The sequence below is a fragment of the Streptomyces sp. NBC_01012 genome, from assembly GCF_045162755.1.
Taxonomy (GTDB): Bacteria; Actinomycetota; Actinomycetes; order Streptomycetales; family Streptomycetaceae; genus Streptomyces.
This window is the reverse complement of sequence record NZ_CP108688.1, coordinates 2,383,528-2,408,121: the sequence shown is the minus strand read 5'-3', so window position 1 is coordinate 2,408,121 and position 24,594 is coordinate 2,383,528. Positions and strand designations below refer to the sequence as shown.

General features: G+C 72.0%; 24 protein-coding genes and 1 riboswitch. Of the genes, 11 read left to right on the top strand and 13 right to left on the bottom strand.

Annotated elements, in window-relative coordinates; translation table 11 throughout:
* Nucleotides 1-77: 77 nt before the first annotated feature.
* The 7 genes from OG623_RS10455 to ligD form a co-directional block, all read right to left on the bottom strand.
* Entirely contained in the window at nt 78-503 is a 426-nt protein-coding gene (locus tag OG623_RS10455; RefSeq protein ID WP_406145974.1) for a MarR family winged helix-turn-helix transcriptional regulator, read from the bottom strand.
* Between the two features lie 90 nt (nt 504-593).
* Complete coding sequence (locus OG623_RS10450; RefSeq protein WP_406145973.1) at nt 594-899, bottom strand: SCO0607 family lipoprotein; 306 nt, start codon at nt 897-899, stop codon at nt 594-596.
* A 141-nt stretch (nt 900-1,040) separates the two neighbouring features.
* Nucleotides 1,041-2,504 (bottom strand): peptidoglycan D,D-transpeptidase FtsI family protein, encoded by a 1,464-nt coding sequence (locus OG623_RS10445; protein ID WP_406145972.1) that lies wholly within the window; start codon nt 2,502-2,504, stop codon nt 1,041-1,043.
* Nucleotides 2,501-3,865 carry an FtsW/RodA/SpoVE family cell cycle protein gene (locus tag OG623_RS10440; protein WP_406145971.1) on the bottom strand — a complete coding sequence of 455 codons (1,365 nt, stop codon included), beginning with the start codon at nt 3,863-3,865 and terminating at the stop codon, nt 2,501-2,503. Before OG623_RS10440 ends, OG623_RS10445 begins: the two co-directional genes overlap by 4 nt.
* An 82-nt stretch (nt 3,866-3,947) precedes the next feature.
* Nucleotides 3,948-4,235, bottom strand: a complete 288-nt coding sequence (locus tag OG623_RS10435; protein WP_362892210.1) for a zinc-ribbon domain-containing protein — start codon at nt 4,233-4,235, stop codon at nt 3,948-3,950.
* The gene (locus OG623_RS10430; protein WP_406145970.1) at nt 4,232-6,352 is read right to left on the bottom strand and encodes a PBS lyase; all 2,121 of its coding nucleotides are present in this window, start codon (nt 6,350-6,352) and stop codon (nt 4,232-4,234) included. The genes OG623_RS10435 and OG623_RS10430 overlap by 4 nt, the downstream gene beginning before the upstream one ends.
* Before the next feature lie 206 nt (nt 6,353-6,558).
* Nucleotides 6,559-7,452, bottom strand: coding sequence for a non-homologous end-joining DNA ligase (gene ligD / locus OG623_RS10425; protein WP_406145969.1), 894 nt, complete (start codon nt 7,450-7,452; stop codon nt 6,559-6,561).
* Between the two features lie 59 nt (nt 7,453-7,511).
* Between ligD and OG623_RS10420 the strand changes: the two genes are divergently transcribed.
* The 5 genes from OG623_RS10420 to OG623_RS10400 all read left to right on the top strand — a co-directional run bounded on the left by OG623_RS10420 (nt 7,512) and on the right by OG623_RS10400 (nt 13,163).
* Complete coding sequence (locus OG623_RS10420; protein WP_406145968.1) at nt 7,512-8,615, top strand: Ku protein; 1,104 nt, start codon at nt 7,512-7,514, stop codon at nt 8,613-8,615.
* Between the two features lie 59 nt (nt 8,616-8,674).
* Nucleotides 8,675-8,799: riboswitch (ZMP/ZTP riboswitch) on the top strand.
* 40 nt (nt 8,800-8,839) lie between these two features.
* A complete protein-coding gene (gene glyA / locus OG623_RS10415) occupies nt 8,840-10,150 on the top strand; it encodes a serine hydroxymethyltransferase (RefSeq protein WP_406145967.1) in 1,311 nt (436 codons plus the stop codon).
* Between the two features lie 176 nt (nt 10,151-10,326).
* Nucleotides 10,327-11,508, top strand: a complete 1,182-nt coding sequence (locus tag OG623_RS10410) for an NERD domain-containing protein (RefSeq protein ID WP_406145966.1) — start codon at nt 10,327-10,329, stop codon at nt 11,506-11,508.
* 118 nt (nt 11,509-11,626) lie between these two features.
* Nucleotides 11,627-12,586 carry a D-2-hydroxyacid dehydrogenase family protein gene (locus OG623_RS10405; protein ID WP_406145965.1) on the top strand — a complete coding sequence of 320 codons (960 nt, stop codon included), beginning with the start codon at nt 11,627-11,629 and terminating at the stop codon, nt 12,584-12,586.
* A 118-nt stretch (nt 12,587-12,704) separates the two neighbouring features.
* Entirely contained in the window at nt 12,705-13,163 is a 459-nt protein-coding gene (locus OG623_RS10400) for a nuclear transport factor 2 family protein (RefSeq protein WP_406145964.1), read from the top strand.
* 80 nt (nt 13,164-13,243) lie between these two features.
* Here the strand turns inward: OG623_RS10400 and OG623_RS10395 are convergent, their stop codons facing one another.
* From OG623_RS10395 to OG623_RS10380, 4 genes are read right to left on the bottom strand one after another with little or no spacing between them, the layout of a single operon-like run.
* A complete protein-coding gene (locus OG623_RS10395) occupies nt 13,244-13,387 on the bottom strand; it encodes a hypothetical protein (protein ID WP_406145963.1) in 144 nt (47 codons plus the stop codon).
* Nucleotides 13,388-13,438: 51 nt separating this feature from the next.
* Nucleotides 13,439-14,368 carry an MBL fold metallo-hydrolase gene (locus OG623_RS10390; protein WP_406145962.1) on the bottom strand — a complete coding sequence of 310 codons (930 nt, stop codon included), beginning with the start codon at nt 14,366-14,368 and terminating at the stop codon, nt 13,439-13,441.
* Nucleotides 14,365-14,907 carry a flavin reductase family protein gene (locus tag OG623_RS10385; protein ID WP_406145961.1) on the bottom strand — a complete coding sequence of 181 codons (543 nt, stop codon included), beginning with the start codon at nt 14,905-14,907 and terminating at the stop codon, nt 14,365-14,367. Before OG623_RS10385 ends, OG623_RS10390 begins: the two co-directional genes overlap by 4 nt.
* A 15-nt stretch (nt 14,908-14,922) precedes the next feature.
* Nucleotides 14,923-15,708 carry an SDR family NAD(P)-dependent oxidoreductase gene (locus OG623_RS10380; protein ID WP_406145960.1) on the bottom strand — a complete coding sequence of 262 codons (786 nt, stop codon included), beginning with the start codon at nt 15,706-15,708 and terminating at the stop codon, nt 14,923-14,925.
* A 206-nt stretch (nt 15,709-15,914) separates the two neighbouring features.
* On the opposite strand from OG623_RS10380, the gene OG623_RS10375 reads away from it, so the two are divergent.
* Nucleotides 15,915-16,406 carry an SRPBCC domain-containing protein gene (locus OG623_RS10375; protein ID WP_406145959.1) on the top strand — a complete coding sequence of 164 codons (492 nt, stop codon included), beginning with the start codon at nt 15,915-15,917 and terminating at the stop codon, nt 16,404-16,406.
* Nucleotides 16,407-16,607: 201 nt separating this feature from the next.
* On the opposite strand, the gene OG623_RS10370 is transcribed toward OG623_RS10375, so the two are convergent.
* Entirely contained in the window at nt 16,608-17,891 is a 1,284-nt protein-coding gene (locus OG623_RS10370; RefSeq protein ID WP_406145958.1) for an NAD(P)/FAD-dependent oxidoreductase, read from the bottom strand.
* Complete coding sequence (locus tag OG623_RS10365) at nt 17,891-18,214, bottom strand: 2Fe-2S iron-sulfur cluster-binding protein (protein WP_406145957.1); 324 nt, start codon at nt 18,212-18,214, stop codon at nt 17,891-17,893. The genes OG623_RS10370 and OG623_RS10365 overlap by 1 nt, the downstream gene beginning before the upstream one ends.
* A 192-nt stretch (nt 18,215-18,406) precedes the next feature.
* Here OG623_RS10365 and OG623_RS10360 point away from each other — a divergent pair, with 192 nt between their 5' ends.
* From OG623_RS10360 to OG623_RS10340, 5 genes are all read left to right on the top strand, one after another.
* Complete coding sequence (locus OG623_RS10360; RefSeq protein ID WP_406145956.1) at nt 18,407-19,864, top strand: DHA2 family efflux MFS transporter permease subunit; 1,458 nt, start codon at nt 18,407-18,409, stop codon at nt 19,862-19,864.
* A gap of 285 nt (nt 19,865-20,149) precedes the next feature.
* Nucleotides 20,150-21,775: a citramalate synthase gene (gene cimA / locus OG623_RS10355; protein ID WP_406145955.1), complete on the top strand. Its 1,626-nt coding sequence runs from the start codon at nt 20,150-20,152 to the stop codon at nt 21,773-21,775.
* Between the two features lie 22 nt (nt 21,776-21,797).
* Nucleotides 21,798-22,832, top strand: coding sequence for a ketoacyl-ACP synthase III family protein (locus tag OG623_RS10350; protein ID WP_406151771.1), 1,035 nt, complete (start codon nt 21,798-21,800; stop codon nt 22,830-22,832).
* Between the two features lie 90 nt (nt 22,833-22,922).
* Nucleotides 22,923-23,909: an aromatase/cyclase gene (locus OG623_RS10345; protein ID WP_406145954.1), complete on the top strand. Its 987-nt coding sequence runs from the start codon at nt 22,923-22,925 to the stop codon at nt 23,907-23,909.
* Nucleotides 23,896-24,525, top strand: a complete 630-nt coding sequence (locus OG623_RS10340; RefSeq protein WP_406145953.1) for an antibiotic biosynthesis monooxygenase family protein — start codon at nt 23,896-23,898, stop codon at nt 24,523-24,525. The genes OG623_RS10345 and OG623_RS10340 overlap by 14 nt, the downstream gene beginning before the upstream one ends.
* The last annotated feature ends 69 nt before the right edge of the window (nt 24,526-24,594 follow it).

The window sequence follows — 24,594 nt, the reverse complement described above, 5'->3', positions numbered from 1 at the left end:
TCATGGCGTGAACAACACTAGTTCACGCCATGAACTGATGCAAGGTATGGGGGTGCCAAGGAGGGCTGCGCGGTATGTCAGGACGGGGTGGACGCCGAGACGCTCGACGTGTCCACGACGGCGGTGGCCAGGCGTTCGAGCTCGCGCTGGTCGTCGGCGTCGAGGTTCTCCGCGACATCGGGCAGGCGCCTGGTGGTCTCGGCGAACACCGCCTCGGCGAGCACCTTTCCCGTGGGCGTCACGCCGAGCATGATGACCCGCCGGTCCTGCTCCGAACTCGCTCGGCTGACCAGGTGGCGTCGCTCGGTGCGATCGACGAGCTGGCTCAGCGCGTTCTTGGTCATACCGAGCGAGGTGGCGAGGTACGCCATCTGCCGCGGCTCGTCCTTGATCGCGCACAACAGTGTGGCCTGCAAGGAGGTCAGGTCGTGCTCGGCGCAGATCTGCGCGTACCTCCGCTGGATCAGGACCGAGAGCCAGAAGAGCTTGTCGCCGTAGTCCACGCCCGCCGCCCCTCGTCCGGTGCCGAACGTCCAGTCTACCGACGCCGAGAAGCGACACTTCACCCGCTATGGCAGTCTACGGCCGGAATGCTAGTCGTTCTTCTCGGGGAGCTCGACGGTCCTGCCGTTCTTGTCGACGGTCCGGGTCTGCCAGTACGTGTACCACGTGTCGTCCACGTGCTTCGGAACCTTGCCCTCCGGGTAGCGGGCGTAGCCCTTGGGCGGCTCCTCGTCGTCGGACGCGCACGCGCTGCCGGCGCTGCCCACCCGCAGAACCGGGTATTCGTCGCCCCCGCACACAGCGTCCTGCGTCGAGCAGGCGGAGGTGAACAGGGTGACCGTGACGCCCGCGAGGGCGAGCCCGAGCGTGGTGCGGAGTCGGCTGGTCGTGCGCATGGTGGGGCTCCCTCTGGTGCGTGGCTGACAGCGCCAAGCCTGCCGTGGGCCGGAGGGGAGGAGCGTGAGCACGCGTACTCATATCCGGTGTGCGTACCTGTGCGCGGGCGGTGGACGCGAACTCCCCACCGGGCCAGGAGGTCAGCCGCCGTCCTCCAGCGCCGCCTCCATCACCGCCCGCGCGATCGGGGCCGCGTTGCCGCCGCCGCTGACGTCGGCCCGGTCGGCTGCCGCGTCCTCCACGACCACCGCGACGGCGACCGCCGGGCGGCCGGAGTCCGGTGACTGGGCCCAGGCGATGAACCAGGCGTACGGCGTACCGGAGTTGTCGACCCCGTGCTGCGCGGTGCCCGTCTTGCCGCCGACCGTCACGCCGTCGATGGCCGCGTTCGTGCCGGTGCCGTCCTCCACGACGTCGGTCATCATCCGCTGGAGCTGCCGGGCCGTCTCCGGGTCCATGGCCCGGCGGTACGAGTCCGAGCCCTGCCGCCGGACCGTGTCCCCGTCGTCGGTGGTCACCCGGTCCACCAGATGCGGGCGCTTCAGCTCGCCGCCGTTCGCCACCGCCGAGGCCACCATCGCCATCTGGAGCGGGGTCGCCGTCGTGTCGAACTGGCCGATCGAGGACTGGGCCAGCTGGTCGTCGCTCATGTCCGAGTCGAAATTGCTGCGGGCCACCCCGGAGGGGATCGTGAGGCCGTCGTCGTTGAAACCGAATCTGCCCACCGCCTCCAGCATCCCGTCCAGCCCCACCTCGACACCGAGATGGGCCATCACCGTGTTGCAGGAGACCCGGATCGCGTCCGCGAGGGACGCCTTCGCGCAGCCGCGTGACTCGTCGGGCAGGGTGGTCGAGGTGCCGGGCAGCACGTACGGGGACGGGGTGTCCGTCTCCTCGTCCGGATCGGTGACCACCCCCGAGTCCAGCGCGGCCGCCGCCGTCACGATCTTGAAGGCTGAACCGGGCGGATACGTCTGCCGGATCGCCCGGTTGAGCATCGGCCGGCTCCGCGCGCGGTTGAGCCGCGCCCACGCGTCCGTGACGGAGGAGCCGGTGCCGGAGAGGAGCTCGGGGTCGTACGAGGGGGAGGAGACCAGCGCCAGGATCCGGCCCGACGAGGGGTCGAGGGCGGCGACCGCGCCGCGCCTGCCGTCCAGGCCCTCGTACGCCGCGCGCTGCATCGAGTCCTTGATGGTGGTGACGACATCGCCGCCCGGCTGTCTGCTGCGGGTGATGTCCCCCCACAGTGGGAGCGGGGCCAGGATCGGTGCGGTGCCGGTCAGGACGGCGTCCTCGGCGTTCTCCAGCAGCGAGGTGCCGTACGTCTGGGAGGCGTAGCCGGTCACCGGCGCGTACAGCGGGCCGTGGCGGTAGGTGCGCTCGTACGCGAGCTGCTGCCCCGTGTCCTTCGAACCGGTGACGGGCTCGTCGCCGACCAGGATGTTGCCCCGGGGCTGGTCGTAACGGTCGATGGTGGTGCGGCGGTTGGCGGAGCTGGTCGTGAGCTCATGGGCCTCGAAGAGCTGGACCCGGGCGGCGTTCGCCAGCAGGGCGAGGAGCAGGAGCAGGCAGAAGCCCGCGGCGTGGCGGATCTGGCGGGTCACGGGCGCTCCTCGGCCGGTGCGGTGCCCGTATCGGGGTCGGGGGTACGGGCCACGTCGCTGACCCTGATGAGCAGCGCCACGATGATCCAGTTGGTGACCACGGACGACCCGCCCTGGGCGAGGAAGGGCATCGCCATCCCCGTCAGCGGGATCAGCCCCATCACCCCGCCCGCGATCACGAACACCTGGAGCGCCAGGATCGAGGCCAGGCCGACCGACAGGAGCCGCCCGAAGGGGTCGCGCAGGGCCAGACCCGCACGGAAACCACGGGCCACCAGCAGCGCGTACAGCAGGAAGACCGCGGTGAGTCCGGCCAGCCCGAGCTCCTCGCCCGCGGTGGCCAGGATGAAGTCGGACTTGGCGGCGAAGCCGATGAGGATCGAGTGGCCGAGCCCGAGACCGGTGCCGAGCATGCCGCCCGTCGCGAACGCGAAGAGCGACTGGGCGAGCTGGCTCGGCCCCTTGCCCGCGTTGATCGTGGCGTACGGATCGAGCCAGTCCTCCACCCTGCTGTGCACATGGGGTTCGAACGAGCCGACCACGAAGGCGCCTGCCGCGGCGAGGAGCAGACCGACGGCGATCCACCCCGTCCTGCCGGTGGCGACGTAGAGCAGGATCACGAAGAGGCCGAAGAACAGCAGCGAGGTGCCCAGGTCCCGTTCGAGGACGAGGACGCAGACGCTGAGCAGCCAGATCGCGACGATGGGGCCCAGTACCCGGCCGGTGGGGAACTGGAGCTTCCAGATCCTGCGCCCGGTGTACGCGAGTGCGTTGCGGTTCGCCGCGAGGTAGGCGGCGAAGAACACGGCGAGCAGGATCTTGGCGAACTCCCCTGGCTGGAAGGAGAATCCGCCGAGTCTGATCCAGATCTTGGCCCCGTTCACCGCGGGGAAGAAGATCGGCACGATCATCAGGACGAGGGCAGCGGCGACCGACAGATAGGCGTAGCGCTGGAGCACCCGGTGATCACGCAGGAAGACCACCACCGCGATGAAGAAGGCGACCCCGAGCGTGGACCAGATCAGCTGTGTGGTCGCCGCCCGGTCGTTCGGGGTCTCCAGGTCGAGCCGGTAGATCAGGACCAGCCCAAGACCGTTGAGCAGGACGGCGATGGGCAGCAGCAGCGGATCGGCGAACGGCGCGCGGAAGCGGACCGCGAGATGGGCGAGCAGGGCGAGGAGCCCGAGCCCGGCGCCGTAACCCGCGACGTCGGGGGGGACGGCGTCGTTCCGGGCGAGTCCGACGGCGGCGTAGCCGTAGACGGAGATCAGCACGGCCCCGATGAGGAGCGAGAGCTCGACCCCGCGCCGCTTGGGCAGGCGTAGCTCGGGCGGGCGTGCCTCCGCCGTCGTTGCGGTCATGCCCCGCAACGTAGCAAGAGGCGGGTCCTATTTCCCTTATGTCAGCTTCGTGGCACCGTCCGCCCGGGACTCTGCCACGCCCTCAACCGTGCTGCCGCTGCTGCGCGGCGCCGTACGGGTTGCCGTCCTGCCCGCCCTGGGCCTGCGCGAGCAGCTGGTCGGCGTGCTCCTTCGGTATCTGCCGCTCCCCGCCGCAGAAGGTGCACTGCGTCGCGTACTTCGTGGAGAACGGGAACAGCGGCACGAAGAACAGGGTGAACTTGGTGACCCGCTTACGCAGGGTGTGCGCGGCCGGATTGCCGCACCAGCCGCACACCATGGTCAGGACCGCCAGTTGGTAGAGGTAGCCGCGCGTGCCGAAAATAATCATGCTGTGGTTCCTTTTCCCGTGTCTCCCGGAAGCGCCCGCCGGCAGAGCGCCAGCAGCTTCTCGTCCGCATGAGTGTCGTGACCGCCGTACGCGCCGTCCACCGCGTTGTGGCGGCGTACGGAGAGGAGTTCGGCACGCAGTACCTGTGCCGCGTCCGACCCTGCACCAGCCGGGCCCATCCGCGCCAGACATTCCGCGACCCGGACTCTGACATGACGGTTCTTCTCCCATGCGGTCAGCAGCACGGGCACGGCCTCGCCCGTGCGCCCCGAGATCTCCCAGAGGGCGATCGCGGCGTCGACCCGGAGCCAGAGCTCGTCGTGCGCCAGCAGGGCCCGCAGCCTCGGCGTCACCGCCGCGGCCCGGCTCCCGAGACCGCCCAGCGCGCTCACCGCCGTCCGGCAGTCGTTCACCTGCTCGGTCCGCATCCCCTCGGCGAGCACCGGCAGCACCGTGGCCGCGTCGCCCGTGACCGCCCACAGGGCCTGGGCCGCCTCCGTGGCCTCCGCCGTCCCCGGCCGCAGGATCAGCCGCCGCAGCTCGGGAACGGCACAGTGGGCGGCAGGCCCGAACGACCCCAGCGCCCGCAGGGCGGCCGTACGCAGCCACTCGCCCCGGTACTCGGGCGCCCCCCGCAGCACCCGCAGCACCTCGGGAGCGGCCTCACCCGCGCGCAGCGCCGTCAGCCCGGCGAGCAGCGGGCTCGCCCGGTCGAACGCGCCCTCGTCCAGGCCGACCTCGCCGAGCCTGCGCCGGAGCGTCCCCGCGAGCGGGGCCGCCGCGTCACCGAGGCAGCGGATCGCGAACCCCACGTCGTGCGGCACCTCGGGGCGCTCCAGGGCCGCCGCCAGCGCGGGCAGCGCCCTGGGATCGCCCAGCCTGGTCAGCGCCTTCACCGCCGAGCCCAGGCCCGGCGGCCCGCTCGGCCACTCCTTGACCCACGACCCGGGGTCCGACTCCACCCGCCAGGCCAGCGCGTCGGCCGCCGGGGCCGCCAGGTCGAACAGCTCCTCCAGCACCTGCGCCGCGGCCTCGGCGAGCCGGGGCTCAGGATCGGCGAGCTGTGCGCCGACCAGCCGCACCAGGCCCTCGTAGGAACCGCGCCAGGACCGCATCAGGCCGCCGCTCAGCCGCACGGCGTCGATGCGCTGCCAGGGGTCGGGGCTGCACAGCTGGTCGGCCAGCAGCGCCGTACGCTCCTCCACCCGGTCGTCGAGGCCGGCGTGCAGCGTCCGCAGCAGGTCGGCGGCCCACGGGGTGCCGCGGCCGGCGGACTCGTCGGCCGCCAGCTCCCGCAGCCTGCCCACCGGCGCCGGCGACGCGGCCCGACCCGTCCCCGCACCGTCACCACCGGGCGCGTGCGCGGCGGGCGGCTCCGGCCTGCCGGTCCGGGAGCGCAGCTCCCGCAGCAGGCCCGACACCACCCGTACGACATCACCGGGCAGCGCGTCCGGGGCGCAGCGGGCCAGCTGCGCGAGGGCCGCCAGCCGCAGGCCCGGCGGATACGCCTCGGCGGCCAGCCTGCTCAGCCAGTCGGCCGCCCGGTCCGCCAGCGGCCGGTGGCGGAGGGCGATCCGGCCCGCCGCCTCGACCAGTGCGAGCCGCACCTCGTCGTCGGCCTCCACCGGCAGCCGCTCCCGCAGCAGTGCGAGCACCCTGCCCGGCCTGCCGTGCAGGCTGGCCAGGGCCAGCGGCGCGGCGAGCCGTACGCCCGGGTCCTCGTCGGCGACCAGCTCGAAGAAGACCGCGGAACCGGCGGACACGGCGGCCGCGGCCATCGCGTAGTTCGCCACGCCCTCGATCTCGTCCTCGTCCAGCTCGCTCTCGTCGTCCTCGTCCAGATCGATGCCGCCGATGCTGGTGAGCAGCTCGACGATGCCGCCCCGGTCGCGTATCCCAGGATCCACGGCCAGCTCGAAGAGGAACGGTATGCAGGCGAGCGTGCACGCGTACACATCGCCCTGGTGGTGCACCGCGCCGTACATCCCGTCGAGCGCGCTCTCCCGCTCCGCCGGATCGGCGGACGCGAGTCCGTACAGAAGCCCCGGCACATCGCCGGCCGGGCCGTAGGCATGCTCCATCGAGGCCCAGTCGACCTCGTCGATCCCCGTGAACACGCCACACCCTCCCCGTGTTTCGGCCCGACCGGCGCATGAGGGTGGGTCGGGCTCGTCTCCGCGCGGCCACAACCGTGCCCGCGAAGCAGTGTCTGCGCAGAGTGTGCACCACGGCCACGACAATCCACCCGCCACATGCGGCCTTTCCTCGCCGTGGACGCGATGGCTGTGACCGGGCTGTGCGGGCCCTGTATTCTCCGCCCGGCTCAGGCCCCGGGCAGGGGGCGCGCCTGTCCGGGATCGGTCAGCGGGGCGAGCAGATCTCCGTGCCGCTCGAGCCGTGCGGCCATGTCACCGGCGAGGAAGCGAAGGTCGTCCGGTGTTGCGCACGCCTCGACCTCGTCCCAGGTGACGGGTGCGGAGACGGCCGGACCGCTCTTCGCCCGCAGGGTGTACGGGGCCGCGGTGGTCTTCGCGGCGGCGTTCTGGCTGAAATCCACGAACACCTTCCCGGGGCGCAGCGAGCGCGTCATCCGGTGGACGGCCAGCTCGGGCAGCGCCTCCTGGGCCTGGACGGCCAGCCCCTTCGCATAGGCCGTCACCTCATCGGACGGGGTGGGCTCCAGGGGGACGAGGAGATGCAGCCCCTTGGATCCCGAGGTCTTGCCGTACGAGGACAGCCCGTCGGCCGCCAGCCGCTCCCGCAGCCACAGGGCGACCGCACAGCAGTCCACGACGCTCGCGGGCGGCCCCGGGTCCAGGTCGAACACCATCCGGTCGGCCACGGCCGGGGAGTCCTGCCGCCACTGGTGGGTGTGGAACTCCACCACCAGATTCGCCGCCCACATCAGCGACGGGAGGTCCTGGACGAGCACCTGCCGGGCGTCGGGATCGTCGCTGCGGGGGACCGGGGCCGTGCGCACCCAGTCGGGTGTACCGGGCGGCGGATTCTTGGTGAAGAAGCGCAGCCCCTCCGGGCCGTCCGGGTACCGCAGGAAGGACAGCGGGCGGTCGCGCAGATGCGGCAGCATCACGCCCGCCGCCGTGGCCGCGTAGTAGTGCAGCACCTCGCCCTTGGTCGTACCGGTGGCCGGATACAGCACCTTGTCGAGATTGCTGAGCGCCAGGCGCCGCCCCTCCACCTCTGTGATCGGCGTCATACGATAAGAATCACACGAAATCGCATCATTGCGGCTGTGGCGGGCGTAAGGGGTGAACGGTGAGGTCCATCTGGAACGGCTCGATCTCGTTCGGACTGGTCAGCATTCCGGTCAAGCTCATGAACGCCACCGAGAACCACTCGATCTCCTTCCGGCAGATCCACACCGAGGACGGTGGCCGGATCCGCTACCGCAAGGTCTGCGAGCTGGACGAGGAGGAGGTGCCCGCCTCCGAGACGGTCAAGGCGTACGAGGACGCCGACGGCACGGTGATCCCCGTGACCGACGAGGACCTGGCCTCGCTGCCGCTCCCCACCGCCAAGACGATCGAGATCGAGGGGTTCGTGCCGGCCTCCGCGATCGACCCCCTTCAGCTGGATTCGGCGTACTACCTCTCGGCCAACGGCGTGCCGGCCGCCAAGCCGTACGCCCTGCTGCGTGAGGCGCTCAGACGCAGCGGAAAGGTCGCCGTCGCGAAGTACGCGCTGCGGGGGCGGGAGCGGCTCGGCATGCTGCGGGTGGCCGACGACGTGATCGCGATGCACGGCCTGCTGTGGCCGGACGAGATCCGGGCCCCCGAGGGCGTCGCCCCCGAAGCCGGGGTCAAGGTCCGCGACGCGGAGCTGGACCTGGCGGACGCGCTGATGAACACACTCGGCGACGCCGACATGGACGCGCTCCACGACGACTACCGCGAGGCGGTCGAGGAACTGGTCGCGGCGAAGGCGGCCGGCGAACCGGTGGCGGAGGAGGAGGCCGAGGAGCCCGAGGGCAAGGTGATCGACCTGATGGCGGCGCTGGAGAGCAGCGTGCGGGCGGCGAAGGAGTCCCACGGCGGGCACGGGGGAGAGGTCGCCGACGTCCACCCCATCGGGAAGAAGAAGGCCGGGGCATCGGCGAAGAAGGCGGCACAGGACAAGGCCGCACCGGACAAGGCCGCGCAGAAGAAGGCGCCCACCGAGAAGACCGCCGCGAAGAAGGCCCCCGCCGGGAAGGCCGCGCAATCGGCTCCCGCGAAGAGGACGGCGGCCAAAAGGGCCGCGCCCGAGAAGGCCGAAACCAAGAAGCCCGCGGCGAAGAAGACCGCTGCGAAAAAGCCCGCGGCGAAGAAGACCGGGGCGAAGAAGAGCTCCGGGGGCACACGGAAGCGCACCTCGGCCTGATGTGTGCCGCGCGCCCCCGGGCGTGCCCGGTGTCGCAACCGGCCGCCCCGCAGTAGGGTGCGGACTGCCGCGACTGGCGCGTACCCCGCACGGGGTGCTCCGTGGAAACGACCACGAGGGAGCGGCACTCCCCGGGCGCGCCCGGGGCGTCATCGCCGGAGGGCCGTCCGCCTGGGCATTCCGGGTCCATGTCGCCCGCGTGCGACCGACCCGGGAGGAAACCCGTGGCCGTACAGCCGATCGATGCAGGCCGTCCCGCTCCGACCCGTACCGCTCCGAACCGCCCCGCCCTCGCGGCGGCCGATCCGGAGCTCGCCGCCCTGGTGGACGCCGAGGAGCGGCTCCAGGCGGACACCCTGCGCCTGATCCCCAGTGAGAACTACGTCTCCGCCGCCGTGCTCGAGGCATCGGGCACCGTCCTGCAGAACAAGTACTCCGAGGGCTACCCCGGCAAGCGCTACTACGAGGGCCAGCAGGTCATCGACCAGGTGGAGACCCTCGCCGTCGAGCGGGCCAAGGCGCTGTTCCGGATGGACCACGCCAATGTCCAGCCCTACTCCGGGTCCCCGGCCAACCTCGCCGTCTATCTGGCGTTCCTGGAGCCCGGAGACAGCGTCCTCGGGATGGCGCTGCCGATGGGCGGACACCTCACCCACGGCTGGGGTGTCTCGGCCACCGGCACATGGTTCCGGGGCCTGCGATACGGAGTGCGGCGCGACACCGGGCGCGTCGACCTCGACGAGGTGCGCGACCTGGCACGGGCCGAGCGGCCCAAGCTGATCTTCTGCGGCGGCACCGCCGTGCCCCGGACGATCGACTTCGAGGGGTTCGCCGAGATCGCGCGTGAGGTCGGCGCGGTGCTGGTGGCCGATGTCGCCCATATCGCGGGACTGATCGCCGGCGGCGCGCACCCCTCGCCCGCCCCCCACGCCGACGTGGTGTCCACCACCACCCACAAGACCCTGCGCGGACCGCGTGGCGCGATGCTGCTGACCACGGCCGAGCACGCCAAGACCATCGACCGCGCCGTGTTCCCCGGTCTCCAGGGCGGCCCGCACAACCAGACCACCGCCGCCATCGCGGTGGCGCTCAAGGAGGCGGCGGAGCCCGACTTCGCCGCGTACGCCCACCAGGTCGTCGCCAACGCCCGTGCGCTGGGCGATGAGCTGGCGGCACGTGGCTTCGACCTCGTCTCCGGCGGTACGGACAACCATCTGCTGCTGGCCGACCTCACGAGCAAGGGTGTCTCCGGGAAGATCGCGGCGAAGGCCCTCGACCGGGCCGGGATCGTCGTCAACCACAACACCGTCCCCTACGACCCCCGTAAGCCCTTCGACCCGTCCGGGATCCGTATCGGCACCCCCGCCCTGACTTCGAGGGGCATCGGGGCCGCCGAGATGGGGACGGTCGCACAGTGGATCGGTCTTGTGGTCGATGCCGCTCGTACAGGTGATGAATCGACCGTTTCCAAGGTCAGGGAAGAAGTGCGGACCATGATGGAGGCGTATCCGGCGCCGGGACTCCTGCCGGCCTGACCGGGAAGCCGGAGCGGCCCGCGATGCCGGAGCAGCCCGGGGCACACAGGGTCCGGACCGCTCCGGAACGCCGGGCTCCCGACCCCGCGCGCCCGCTCTGCGCCCTGTGCGGGAGCCGGACCGCCGTACAGGCTGGGAGAGCAAGGATGGCCGGGGGTGCGAACAGAGGGGGCACGATGCAGGATCTCAAGGTCACGTCATGGCAGCTCTTCGGGCACGACCGGCTCTATGTGAATCTGCCGGACGGCACCGCGATCGGATGGGCGGACAGGGGCAGCGGCACGATCACGGTCCTGCACCCGCGCTACCGCGACGCGGTGACCGACGCACTCGCACGCCAGGTCCCCGACCTGCCGGCCCTCGTCGACGCGGAGGCCCCGGCCGGACACCCCGCCCATGCGGCGCCGCCGCCGGTCCCGCGGATCCCGCCGATGCGGGGGATGCGGAAGCGGGGTGCGGGGCAGAGGGAGACGGCCTTACGGCAGCCGGTGCCGGAGCGCGATCCCGAGCCCGTACGGGAGGCGGCGCCTGCGCCCGGACCGGTGGTGGCCGCGCCGCAGCGGGCGCCCGTACCGGAAGCGGAGGCCGAGACGGAGGCGGGGACGAAGGCGATCGGACCGGATCCGGTCGAGGCCGGGGCCCCGGCCCCGGCTGATGCTCCCGCCCCCGCCCCGGTCCCGCCCGAGCCTCCGGCGGCCGGGACCGGACCGCGGCGGCGGCCCGCCGTGCTGCCCGCGCTGACCGCCGCGAGCGACCTCGCGTCGCGGCGGCCGGGAGCCGCGCTCCGGGAGCAGCTCGGCGAGGGCGGGACCGGGGCGCTCGTACGGGCGGCCACCGGGGCGCTGCGCCGGCACAAGGACGCGGACCCGCGGCGCGGCGCCCTCTCGGGTGAGCGGCGGGTCGGGGCCGAGCTCAAGCGGCTGACCCGGCACGGCTGGCGGGTCCTGCACTCCGTGCCCCTGCCGGACGCCACGGAGATCGGGCATCTGCTCATCGGGCCGGGCGGGGTGTTCGTGGTGAGCACCGAGTACCGCACCGGTACCTCGGCACGGGTCGCCGACGACACGCTGCGCATCGACGACGGCGAACCGCAGCCGTACGCGCTCGACGGCAGGCCGGAGGCCCGGCGGGCCAGGGCGGCGCTGGAGGCGTACTGCGCCTTCGACGTGCCCGTGCAGACCGTGCTGGTGTTCACCGGTGTCACCGAGCTGGAGGTGGTCGCCACCCCGGCCGGTGTCCGGGTCTGCCGGGAGCGCCAGGTGTCCGCCCTCGCTCCGCTGACAGGCGTGTTCACCCTCACCCAGGTGGAGCGCGTCTACGACGTCGCGCGCAACGGGGAGGCCTGGCTGGACGCGTGACCCCGGGACACGGCCGGTAGATTTCCCGGTGCTGCCGCAAGTGCCGCGGCAGCACCGCCGCCGCACCACCGCCGCACCGACGTCGTGCGCGTACCGTGCCGTCGAAGGGGAAGACACCGTGAAACTCCGCTGTGCCGTGCTCGACGACTACCAGTCAGTGGCCTCCACCGCCGCCGACTGGTCGCCCGTCTCCGACGCCGTCGACGTGGTCAGCTTCGCGGAGCACTGTGCGACCGAGGACGAACTCGTCGCGCGCCTGGCCGAGTTCGACATCGTCGTCACCCTCAGGGAGCGGGTGCCGTTTCCCGCGACGCTGATCGAGCGGCTGCCACGGCTCCGGCTGCTCGTCGCCTCCGGCATGCGCAACACCTCCATCGACTACGCCGCCGCCGAGCGCCACGGCGTCACCGTCTGCGGCACCGCGAGCACGGTGACGCCGCCCGTCGAGCTGACCTGGGCGCTGCTGCTCGGACTGGCCCGTGGCATCGTCACCGAGAGCAACTCCGTCCGGGACGGCGGCCGCTGGCAGTCCACCGTCGGGGCCGATCTGCACGGACGCCGGCTCGGCATCCTCGGGCTCGGGAAGATCGGCGGCAGGGTCGCCACGGTGGCCCGCGCCTTCGGCATGGACGTGGTGGCCTGGAGCCAGAATCTGACCCGGGAGCGGGCCGACGAGGCCGGTGCGCGCCTCGCCGCGTCCAAGGAGGAGCTCCTGGAGACCAGCGACTTCGTCACCGTCCACCTGGCGCTCAGCGACCGCACCCGTGGACTGCTCGGCGCCGAGGAACTCGGTCTCATGCGGCCCGGCAGCTATCTGGTCAACACCTCGCGGGCCGCGATCGTCGACCAGGACGCGCTGCTCGATGTGCTGCACCGGGGTGCCATCGCGGGGGCGGGCGTCGATGTGTTCGACGTCGAGCCGCTTCCGACCGACCATCCGATGCGGAGCGCGCCGCGCCTGTTGGCCACACCTCACCTGGGCTATGTGTCGGGGGCCAACTACGCGGCGTACTACGGGGACGCGGTCGAGGACATCAGGGCCTACCTCGACGGGCAGCCGGTCCGGCTGCTCGGCTGACGCCACGCGCCGCCCTGGAGCAGGGAGCGAGCGCGTCTCCAGTGGCACTGCAGCCGCGCCCGGCAGCCTGGTGGGGACGGCGGCAGCCATGGGGGCGGCCGTCGCGAAGGGAGTTGCCATGTCTCAGCCCGTCGGGACCCTCCGCCCGCAGGTCACCGGTGACCTGTATGCCGAGGTGCAGACCTTCTACGCGCAGCAGATGCGACGGGTCGACGCCCTCGACATCGAGGGCTTCGCCGCCACGTTCACGGAGGACGGCGAGGTGGTGCACGCGGGCGGCCAGCGGCAGAGCGGCCAGGCGGAGATGATCGCCGGGATGCGCGCCAACCTGCCCCGCTACCAGGACATCGCCGTGCGCCACTGGTTCGGCCATCTGCTCATCGAGTCCGACCCGGCGGACGAGGACACGCTGCGGGTCTCGTACTACACGCTGGTCACCCAGACCGACCGGGAGGGGAAGGTCGCCTTCCAGCCGACCTTCACCGTCGACGACGTACTGGTCCGCCGCGACGGCCGGCTGCTGACCCGGTCCCGTGTCATCCACCGTGACAGCCCGGTCGCTCCGGCCGCCTCCTGAACACCGCATCCGGCGCATGGATGAGGGGCCCTTCGCGAAGGGCCCCTCATCCATGCGCCGGATGCCGGTCCGGCATGCCGTCAGTCGATGCCACGGCAGATGTGCGGCTCGCTCCCGTCGTCGTCGAGATCCCCGGCCAGCAGCAGGGGGACCCAGCCGGGTGCCTCGTCCAGGGGTGGGGGTGGCAGTTCCACCGTGACACGGTCCAGCAGCATCGTCTCCATTGACGACTCCTCCTTCGGTTGCGCGGGTTGCGCGAAAATCCAGGCGCGCGGTCAGGCGTGGCAGGCCGGCGGCCCCCCGTGGAAGGCGACCATCTCCTTGAAGGACGCCGCCACATCGATGCGGTCGCCCGGGGCGAGGCCTTCGAGCTCCGCGTACGCGCGATGCAGGTTGCCCACCAGCCGTTCGGAGTCCAGGAGCCCGGCGAACGCGCCGATGTCCGCCTCACGCGCGGCCCGCAGCGGGCTCGCACCGCGCCGCAGACCGTCCTCGGCCAGCCCCTGGAGCAGCCGGAGATACGCCTCCGTCGCGTCGATCAGCTCCGGGCCGCCGACCGGGCCGTGCCCGGCGACCACCACCGCGGGCCGCAGCGCGCGCAGTCGCTCCAGGGCCCGCAGTGAACCGGTGACCGACCCCATCAGGATGTACGGGGTCACACCCGACCAGACGACGTCACCGGTGAACAGGACCCGACGCTCCGGCACCCAGGCCACGACGTCGTTCGCCGTGTGCGCGGGCCCCACATGGAGGAGCTCGGTGCGCGGCCCGTCGCCGTGCAGGGTGAGCTCGTCCCTGAAGGTGAGCGTGGGGAGTGTCAGCGGGGTCTCGCCCCACTCCACGTCCGGCCACAGCTGGCGCAGCCCGAGGCCCGCCTCCTCGGTGTCGGACCGGGTCCCCGCGTGGGCCACGATCACCGCGTGCGGTGCGAACTGGCCGTTGCCGAAGGTGTGGTCGCCGTGGAAGTGCGTGTTGACGACGTAGTCGGGTCCTTCGGGCACGATCCGGGCGACCTCCTCCTTCAGTCGCCGGGTACGGGACTCCGTCGCCGCCGTGTCCACCAGGACGGAGCGGCCACCGCCGGCGACGAGGCCCGCGTTGTTGAGGCACCAGCCGCCCTCCGGCTGGACGAAGGCGTACACGTCGTCGGCGACCGGGACCAGCGATCCCGGCGGCGCCACCCGGGGGGCCTGGGCCGTCGTCACTTGCCGTCCTCCTCGGTGGCGGAGCTCAGCCGGCCGAAGCTGCCCCGGTGGAAGAGGAGCGGGTCGGGGGCGGACAGCCCGCCGGACAGGGCGACCACCCTGCCGATGAGGAGCGTGTGGTCCCCCGCGGCGTACTCCGCGTCCAGGACGCACTCGACATACGTCTCGGCGTCGGGCAGCACGGCGTTTCCCGTGAGACCCTCCTCGGCGGCCAGCCGCAGCATCGCCGCCCTGCCCTCCGAGCGGTCGGGGCGGCAGAAGTGCTGTGCCAGGTCGCGCTGCGCCTCGCTCAGGATGTTCACCGCGAAGCTCCCGGCGCGCGAGATCCGCGGCCGCATCCGGCCGTCGGCCTTCACGGACACCAGGATCAGCATCGGGTCGAGCGACACCGAGGTCAGGCTGTTGAGCGTCATCACGATGGTGTCGTCGCCGCTTCCCTGCGTGAGCAGGGTGACGCCCGTGGGGAATCTGCCCATCGCGGTACGGAAGGTTGCGGCGTCGGGTGCGGCCAGCAGTGCGCCGGCGGTCACAGCAGGCATGTCAGTAACTCCGATTCAGTAGTTGCCGAGGCCGCCGCAGACGTTCAGCGCCTGGGCGGTGATCGACGCGGCGGTGTCCGATGCCAGGTAACCGACCAGGCCGGCCACCTCTTCGGGGGTGGAGTAACGGCCCAGCGGGATCTTCGCGTTGAACTTTTCCTGGATCGCCTGCTCGCTCACGCCGTAGTGGCCCGCGTAGCCCTGGCGGACGCGCTGCGCCATCGGCGTCTCGACATAGCCGGGGCAGACGGCGTTCACGGTGATCCCGGTCGGGGCGAGCTCCTTGCCCACGGCCTTGGTGAAGCCGATCACCCCGTGCTTGGAGGCCGAGTAGGGCGCGGCGAGTTCGACGCCCTGCTTCCCGCCGGTGGACGCGATGTTGATGATCCGGCCCCAGTCGCCGTCCCGCATCAGGCCGGCCTTGAGGACCTCACGGGTGACCCGGAAGGTGCCGTTCAGATTGGTCTCGATGACGTCGTCCCAGAGGGCGTCCTCGATCTCGGCCGTCACACCGCCGCCGCCCCGGCCCGCGTTGTTGACCAGGATGTCGATCCGCCCGTACTCGGCGACCGCGGCCCGTACGGCCTCCCGGATCTGTTCCGGGGACGTCACGTCGCACACCGTGCCGGCCACTTCGAGGCCCTCCTCGCGGAGCTGCTTGACCACGGTGCGCACGCTCTCGGCGCTGCGCGCCACACCGAACACCGCGACCCCCTGCCGGGCGAGCAGCTCGGTCACGGCCAGGCCGATCCCGCTGGTCGCACCGGTCACGAAGGCCACTCGTCGTACCGCGTCTGTCATCGTGCTCTCCCCATCGCTCGTGCCGGTCCTGTCCGGAGGCTCGACGGTGGGCCCGTGTCCTTGCGGGTTTCTCGCGCGCCGGTCGACTCGGGGTGGAGCCACGCCCCTCAAGGCGGACTCGACACCGGGCCTAGCGCGAGGGGGCAGCGTGAACGCCATTCGATGTGGCGACCGGGCGGACACCCGGCTGGAGCGAGGAGGCCCCCGTGCCCGAGCAGACGCAGATCCTGCCCGACGTCAGGAAGTCGGTGACCGTGGCGGCGACGCCCGATCAGTGCTTCAAGATCTTCACCGAGCGCCCCGCGGACTGGTGGCCGCCGAGCCACATCCTGGTGCGCAAGGAGCGTGCGGGACTGGCCTTCGAAGGAGGCGTGGGCGGGCGCTACTACGAGTGGGACGTCGAAGGAACCGAGATCGCCTGGGGCCGGGTCCTCGAGTGGGAGCCGGGCCGCCGTGTCGCCATGACCTGGCGGATCGACCCCAACTGGCAGTCCATCCCCACGGACGAGGGCGCGAGCCGGATCGAGGTGGACTTCGAGGCCGTCGACGCGGGCCACACCAAGGTGTCGCTCGCCCACGTCAAGCTGGACCAGCACGGCCCGGGGGCCGAGCGGATCTTCAAGGCCCTGGACGGTCCGAGCCCGGGGGAGACGCTGGAGCGCTTCGCCCAGGCCGTCGCCAACGGCGCCGGGGCCTGAGCCACGACCGGCGGCCGTTCACGACCGAGCGACCGGGCGACCGAGCGCCCGGGTATCCCGAGCACATGGCGGCCGCGCTCCTGGTGAGCGCGGCCGCCGCGGGCGGTCTCGGCGAGGGGCACGCGTGACAGCGGTTCCGGCCGGCGTACGACGGCGGGAGGGGGCGTCCGGGACATCCCGGGCGCCCCCCACGTTCCGGTCTCAGGCGTGGACGGACAGCCTTTCCCGGGTGGTGCTCGACGGTGCGGCGGTCGGGGTGCGGGGGAGTCTCCTGAGGTCGAAGTCCGGCTGCCGGACGGTCTCGGGAGACAGATCGGTGCCGGCCGTGAGCAGCCGCCGGGCGATGCCGTGATCGGCGGGCCGGTTCATCGACTCGACGCCGATCAGACGGCCGTCGCGGAAGCAGAGGACGGAGAACTTCCCCTCGGCGCGGTCGCCGAGGGTGACCGTCTCGTCGTGGCCCGTCGTCAGACCCGCGATCTGTAGCCGCAGCGCGTACTGCTCGGACCAGAACCACGGCACGGCGGTGTACGCGTAGGGCTCGCCGCAGATCGCCGCGGCCACGCACTTGGCCTGGTCGCAGGCGTTCTGGACGGACTCCACCCGGAGATGGCGGCCCGCGTGCGGACTGGGGAAGCGCGCGCAGTCACCGAGGGCGAAGATGTCCGGGTCACTGGTGCGCAGCTGCTCGTCCACGACGATGCCGTCACCGACCAGCAGGTCGGCGGCGAGGGCCAGTTCGGTGTTCGGCAGGACGCCGACGCCGACCACGACGAGGTCCGCGGCGATCCGCTCGCCGCCGCCCAGCTCCATGACCGCGACCCGGCCCTCGCCGTCGCCGATGAGCGTGGTCACCTCGCGGCCGAGCAGGACGCGTACGCCTCGCTCGCGGTGCTCGGCGACGAGCCGGTCCGACACCGTGGGGGTGAGCGCGCGGGCCAGGGCCCGGGGCTGCGCCTCCACCACCGTCACGTCGTGGCCGAGGCCGCGGGCTGTCGCCGCCACCTCCAGGCCGATGAAACCGGCACCGACCACGACGAGGCTGAGGGGCGGCCCGCCGAGCCGCAGCCGCAGGTCATCGGCGTCGGCCAGGCTCCGCAGCGACAGCACCCCGGTCAGCGAGGAGCCGGGCACGGGCAGGGTGCGGGGCCGGGACCCCGTCGCCAGGACCAGGTTGTCGTACGGCAGCCGCAGCCCGGACTCCAGAAGGACGGTGCGCCGTTCGCGGTCGACGCAGGCCACCCGGTCACCGGCCAGCAGCTCGATGTCCTGGTCGGCGTAGAACGACGGGGGCCGCAGCGCGATGTCCTCGGCCGGCACCGTGCCCGCCAGATAACCCTTCGACAACGGAGGCCGATGGGCGGGCCCGGGCCGTTCGTCGCCGACGAGCGTGATCAGGTCCCGGAAGCCGCGGCCACGCAGGGCGCGGGCCGTCTCGAACCCCGCCTGGCCCGCGCCGACCACGACGACCGCGTGCGCGGCCATCAGCTCTGCGCCTCGGGCAGGTGCACCAGCAGCCCGTCGATCTCGTCACCGACGGGCAACTGGCAGCTCAGCCGGCTGAACTCGGTGCGCTCGCTGGCGGTGCCGTACAGCACGTCGTCCTCGACGGGGTCCATCTCGGGCAGTGGCAGCGTGTTCGCCTCGTCGATGTACACATGGCACGTGCCGCACTGGGCGGAGCCGCCGCACTGGGCCTCGATGCCGTCGACGTTGTTGAGCTTCGCACCACGCATGACCGTGTTGGGAGCCTCGACGTCGACGACGGTGACGGTACCGTTCGGATGCTTATAGGTGATCTTGGCCATGGCGAGCTCTCCTCGTGGAATGTCGGCCGGCCGGGCGGGAGTACGGCACCGGACTCTGGGGCACCTCCCTGCAGTCCCGGTGGAGGGCATCTCGACCGCGCGGCCCCGCTGCCATGCGCGGTGGACCGGCACTCCACCGCGCGTCGACACGCGGTCCGGCGGCGGTCGATCGCGAGGGCCCAGCGTGCCCGCATGACTGTGACCGATCGTCTGCGACAGACGCCCGCCCCGCCCGGCAGGCCCGCCCCCAGGACCGGGCTGGTGCTCGTCGCCTGCTGTCTGGGCCAGTTCATGAACGTGCTCGACGCCTCGGTGGTGAACGTGGCGCTGCCCGTCATCGCCGGGGACCTGGACTTCGACCGGCACAACCTCCAGCTCGTCAACAACGCCTACACCGTGGTGGTCTGCGGCTTCCTGCTGCTGGGCGGACGGCTCGCGGACCTGTTCGGCCAGCGCAGGATCTTCCTCTGCGGAGTCGCCCTGTTCACACTCGCCAGCGCGGTCGGGGGAATGGCCGAAGCCCCGGGGACGCTGATCCTGGCCCGCGCCTTCCAGGGGCTCGGGGCCGCGGTGATGGCGCCCGCCACGCTCACCGTGCTCGGCACGACCTTCACCGAACCGGGCGCACGGGCACGGGCCTACGGATGGTGGAGCGCCGTCTCCGGGACGGCCGGGGCGATCGGTGTGCTGGTCGGCGGGGTGATCACCGAGTGGTTCTCCTGGCGGTGGATCTTCCTGGTCAACGTCCCCATCGGGATCGCCCTGCTCGTCGCCGTCCGCTGGGTGGTGCCGGAGACCCGGCCGCAGGGCGAGGGCCGCGCCCACCGCCGCCTCGACCTGCCCGGTGCCGTCACGGTCACACTCGGGCTGATGAGTACCGTGTACGGGGTCTCGGAGTCGCACGTGCACGGCTGGGGTTCCGCACGCGTGCTCGTACCGGTGCTCGCCGGTGCCGCGCTGCTCGGCTTCTTCCTGGTGATCCAGGCACGGTTCGCCCGGCACCCCTTGGTGCCGCTCGGCGTCTTCCGTAACCGCTCCGTGGCCGCCGCCAACCTCGTCGCCTTCTTCGGCATCGCCGCGCTGTTCAGCACCTTCTACTTCTTCACGCTGCTGCTCCAACAGGTGCTCGGCTACAGCCCGTTGGTCACCGGCCTGAGCTATCTCCCCCTGTCCCTGGGCATGGCGCTCGGCGGCTGGGGCATCGCCTCCGTCGTCCCCCGCACCGGGCCGCGCCCGATCCTGCTCGGCGGCCTCGGACTGTCCGCCGCCGCACTGTTCTGGCTCGCCCGGCTGGACGTCGGCGCCACGTTCACCGTGGACGTACTGGGCCCCGCCGTGCTGCTCGGCTTCGGCATGGGCGCCGTGCTCAACGCCACGACGAACGCCGCCACCGCCGGACTCCCCGCCGAGCAGGCCGGGCTGGCCTCCGGGCTCCTCAACACCACCCGCCAACTCGGGAGCGCGGCCGGCCTGGTGACCCTGGCCGCCCTGTCCGCGGCCCGCGTCGACGCCCGCGTCGCCGCGGGGGCGGACACCACCGACGCCCTCGCCTCCGGCTACGTACTGGCGCTCACCTGGGCGGCCCTGTTCGCCGTCGCCGGACTGGTGGCAGCCCTGTTCGTGCCGGTCCGGGAGGGGCCCAGGACCTGACGGAGCGCCGTCTCGCGTCGCCGGCGGTCCGATGGTCCGAGGCCCTCGGGTCACCTGAGAGCCCCGAGGGCTCTCCCGGTCCCGAGACCTGAGAGGCGCACCATGGCTGTTTCCTCCGAGCGGGCTCCCTCGTGGAGGCGGAAAAACACCCCCGCTCCCGTCGCATCGTCGTACGCGCACGGTCCATCACCGCTCGAGCCTTTCTCCGGCCCGTCGTCCGACCGTGAGGGAAGTATCCGGACAGCGGCCGGCAGGCGCCGGCGCACACAGGACAAGGGAGGGGCGATGGCCGAGCAGAGCTTCCAGCTCTACGACACGACCCTGCGCGACGGCACTCAGCAGGAAGGCATGGTGCTCACGGTCGAGGACAAGCTCGCCGTCGCACGAAGGCTCGACGACCTCGGCGTGGGCTTCATCGAGGGAGGCTGGCCGGGGGCCGTGCCGAAGGACACCGAGTTCTTCCGCCGTGCCCGCACCGAACTCGGCCTGAAGAACGCGGTGCTCGCCGCGTTCGGCGCCACCCGCAGGCCCGGCGTACCCGCGCCCCTGGACCCTCAGGTGCGCGCCCTGCTGGAGGCGGAGACCCCGGTGGTGACCCTGGTCGCCAAGAGCCACACGGGTCATGTGCGCAATGCCCTGCGCACCACGCTCGCCGAGAACCTCTCCATGATCAGCGGGACGGTGCGCCACCTGGTGCACGCCGGCCGGCGGGTGTTCGTCGACGCCGAACACTACTTCGACGGCTACCAGCTCAACCGCGAGTACGCGCTGGCCGTGGTCCGCGCCGCGGCGGAGGCAGGCGCCGAGACCGTCGTACTCTGCGACACCAACGGCGGCTCACTGCCGGACGAGGTGCGGTCCGTCGTCGCCGAGACACTCGCCCTGACCGGGGTGCAGCTGGGCATCCACTGCCACAACGACACCGGCTGCGCCGTCGCCAACACCATGGCGGCGGTGGACGCCGGAGCGGTCCAGGCGCAGGGCACCGCACACGGCTACGGAGAACGGTGCGGCAACGCCGACCTGTTCACCGTCACCGCGAACCTCGTGCTCAAGCGGGGCCGCGAGGTCATCCCGCTGGAGAAGCTGCGCGGGCTGGCCGTGACCGGCCGTGCCGTCGCCGAGCTCACCCAGGTGGGCGGCGACGTGGCCGCTCCGTACATCGGCGGCTCGGCCTTCACGCACAAGGCGGGACTGCACGCCTCCGCCCTGCGGGTCGACCCCGACCTCTACCAGCACACCACCCCTGAGCTGGTCGGCAACAGCATGCGCACCCTCGTCTCCGACATGGGCGGGCGCTCCTCGATCGAGCTCAAGGCGCGCGAACTGGGCTACGACCTGGCGGCGGGCTCCGACGAGGTGGCCCGCGCCGCGACGCGGGTGAAGGAGCTGGAGAACAGCGGTTACAGCTTCGAGTCCGCTGACGCCTCCTTCGAGCTGCTGCTGCGCGAGGAGCTGGCCGACGACCCCGTGCCCCGCCCCTTCGAGGTCGAGTCCTGGTCCGTCGGGGTGTTCGGGGTGCGGGGCGGCGAGGTCCGCACGGAGGCCACCGTACGGCTCCTGGTCGGCGGTCGCCCCGTCACCGCGACCGGCCAGGGCAACGGCCCCGTCAACGCGCTGGACACCGCGCTGCACACGGCCCTCGACCCCTGCTTCCCGGCCCTGGCCCGCCTCGAACTGGTGGACTACCGGGTGCGGGTGCTCAGCGGGGAGACGGGCAGCGGCGCCGCCGCCCGGGTGCTCGTCTCCTACCGGGACGGCGAGCGCCGCTGGGGCACCGTCGGCGTGGACGGCAACTCGACCGCGGCCAGCTGGCAGGCGCTCCTGGACGCCGTCCACTACGTCCTGCTCGACGGACCGCCGGGACGGGTCCACGACACCCCGCCGATGGCCGCGGCCGCAACGGGCTGACCTCACTTTCCTTGGAGTGACAGTGCGTCTGGAAGACGTCTACATACGGGGGACCTCCACACGGCTTCCCTCCCGCATCCCGGTGGCCGAAGCGGTCACGTCCGGGGCGTGCCCGCCCCGGGTGGCCGCGGGCGCCGGCATGGAGTCGGTGGCGTACTCGCCCCACGAGTCGGCTGCCGAGATGGCCGCGACCGCCGCACGGACCGCCCTTCGGCGGGCCGGCATCCACGGCGGCGATGTCGATCTGCTGCTGCACGCCGACACCTACCACCAGGGCCAGGACCTGTGGCCCGTCGCCTCCTACATCCAGCGCGAGGCCCTCGGCAACTCCTGCCAGGCCATCGAGATCCGGCAGATGTCCAACGGCGGCCTGGCCGCACTCGATCTGGCCTCCGCCTACCTCACCGCGGGACACGGCCACGGTGAAGCGCTGCTCACCACCGCCGACCGGTTCTGCGCCCCCGGCATCGACCGCTGGAACACCGACCCCGGCACCCCGTACGCGGACGGCGCGACCTCGCTCGTGCTCTCCCGGCGCGGCGGCTTCGCCCGGCTCGTCTCGCTCGCGACGCACGCGGACCCCGAGCTGGAACCGCTGCACCGCGGCGACGACCCGTTCACCACGGCGCCGTTCGGACACCGCATGCCCGTGGACTTCGAGGCCGCGAAGCGGTCCTTCGTGGGCCGCACCGGAATCTCGTACGCCGTCACCCGGGCGCACAGCGGCCAGCAGACGGCCATCAAGCAGGCGCTGGCCGACGCCGGCAGTGAACTCGCGGACGCCGACTGGGTGGTGCTGCCGCACTTCGGGCAACGCCGCCTGAACTCCATCTACTACAAGCCGTTCGGCATCGATCCCGCCCGCACCACCTGGGACTTCAGCCGCACGGTCGGACACCTCGGCGCGGGCGACCAGTTCGCGGGCCTCGACCATCTGATGGTCTCGGGCCGGGCGGCGCCGGGCGACCGGTGCGTCCTGATCAGCGTCGGCGCCGGATACAGCTGGGGCTGCGCCGTCGTGGACATCCTCGAACGCCCCGACTGGCGCGAGGCGTAGCCGGGTCCACCGGTTCTCCAGTCCCGCTCCACCACTTCATGTCAGCCTTGTGATCCGCCTTGCTGCGGACTGTCGAAGGGAAGGTCTGCCGTGGCGCCGACCGCTACGTCCGAAACCGAAGCACTCCATGTCACGGAGCACGCCGTCACCGTGGGAGCGTCACCCGACGTCGTCTACGCGCTGGTGGCCGATGTCGCCGAGTGGCCCCAGGTGTTCGGCCCGACCGTGCACGTCGAGGTGCTGGAGGAGGCTCCCGCCGGAGGCGGCGAGCAGCTCCTGCGCATCTGGGCCGTCGCCGGTGACAAGGTCCGCACCTGGACCTCGCGCCGTGTCCTGGACCCGGCCGCCCGCACCATCTCCTTCCGGCAGGTCGTCACGGCCGCACCCGTCGCCTCGATGGGAGGCGAGTGGCGCGTCCAGGAGCTGGAGGACGGCTCCAGCCGGGTCACCCTCCTGCACGACTACCGGGCCGTCGACGGGGACCCGGCCGCGGAGGAGCTGATCGAGAGCGCCGTCGACACCAACAGCCGCTCCGAGCTCCTCGCACTCAAGAACACCGCCGAGCTGGGTGACGCCCGCGAGGAACTCCACTTCACCTTCAGCGACTCCGAGACCGTGTTCGGGGCGGCCGGTGACGTGTTCGCCTTCCTGGACCGCGCCGATCTGTGGCCCGAGCGGCTGCCGCACGTGGCACGGCTCGACCTCACCGAGGACGAGCCGGGCATCCAGCACATGGACATGGACACCCGCAGCCCGGACGGCTCCACGCACAACACCACCTCGGTCCGGGTCTGCTTCGAGGACCGTGACGTCATCGTCTACAAGCAGCTCCGGGTGCCCGTCGCCATGGCCGGCCACACCGGCCGCTGGGTGATCGAGTCACTCGGTGACGGCACGGTCAGGGCCACCTCGTGGCACACCGTGACCCTGGACCCCGCGGGCGTACGCACCGCGCTCGGGCCCGAAGCCACCCTCGCCGAGGCACGCGCGCTGGTGCGCAGGTCCCTCGGTACCAACAGCTCCACCACTTTGCGTCATGCCAAGCAGTTCGCGGAGGAAGCGCGTGCACAGTCGTAGTCAGGACACACCCGTCACCGTGGTCAACCGATTCGAGGTGAAGGGCGACACCGGGAAGTTCGAGCGCGAGTTCCGGGATCACTCCCAGTACCTGCGCAGACGCGAGGACTTCGACTTCCTGGTGACCGTCCAGCTCGTCGAGCGTCCCGAGGTCTTCGTGCACTTCGGACACTGGCGGACCATGCGGGGCTTCCTGAACACCGTCCACGACGCCACCTTCCAGGCCCACGTCACACAGCTCGGCCCGATGGCCGACACCGAGGTGGACCAGGCGGTCAGCGTGGCGCGGGAACTGAACGAGAGCGCCGTGGTCGGTGCGGAGAACGTGGTCCTGACCCGGGCCCGTATCCATCGCGACCCGGCGCGCTTCGAACAGCGCTTCGCCGAGACGGACGAGCACTTCGGGCGGCTCGGCGGCTTCGGGGGCAGCGATCTGCTTCGCTCCACCCTGCGCCCCGACGTGTACACCGGCATCCGGTGGTGGCGGGACGCCGACGCCTGCGAACGCGCCCTGGCCGACAGCGGACACCGGGCGCTGACCCGGCAGATGCGCGAGCTCGCCGACGTCGAGGTGGAACGCACCCGGCACATCGCCTACGAACGCGTCCTGGGCTGACACCCCCGCGCCGCAGCCGCTCCACCCACGCCGGAGCCGAGGGCCACCAGGTCCTCGGCTCCGGCGCGT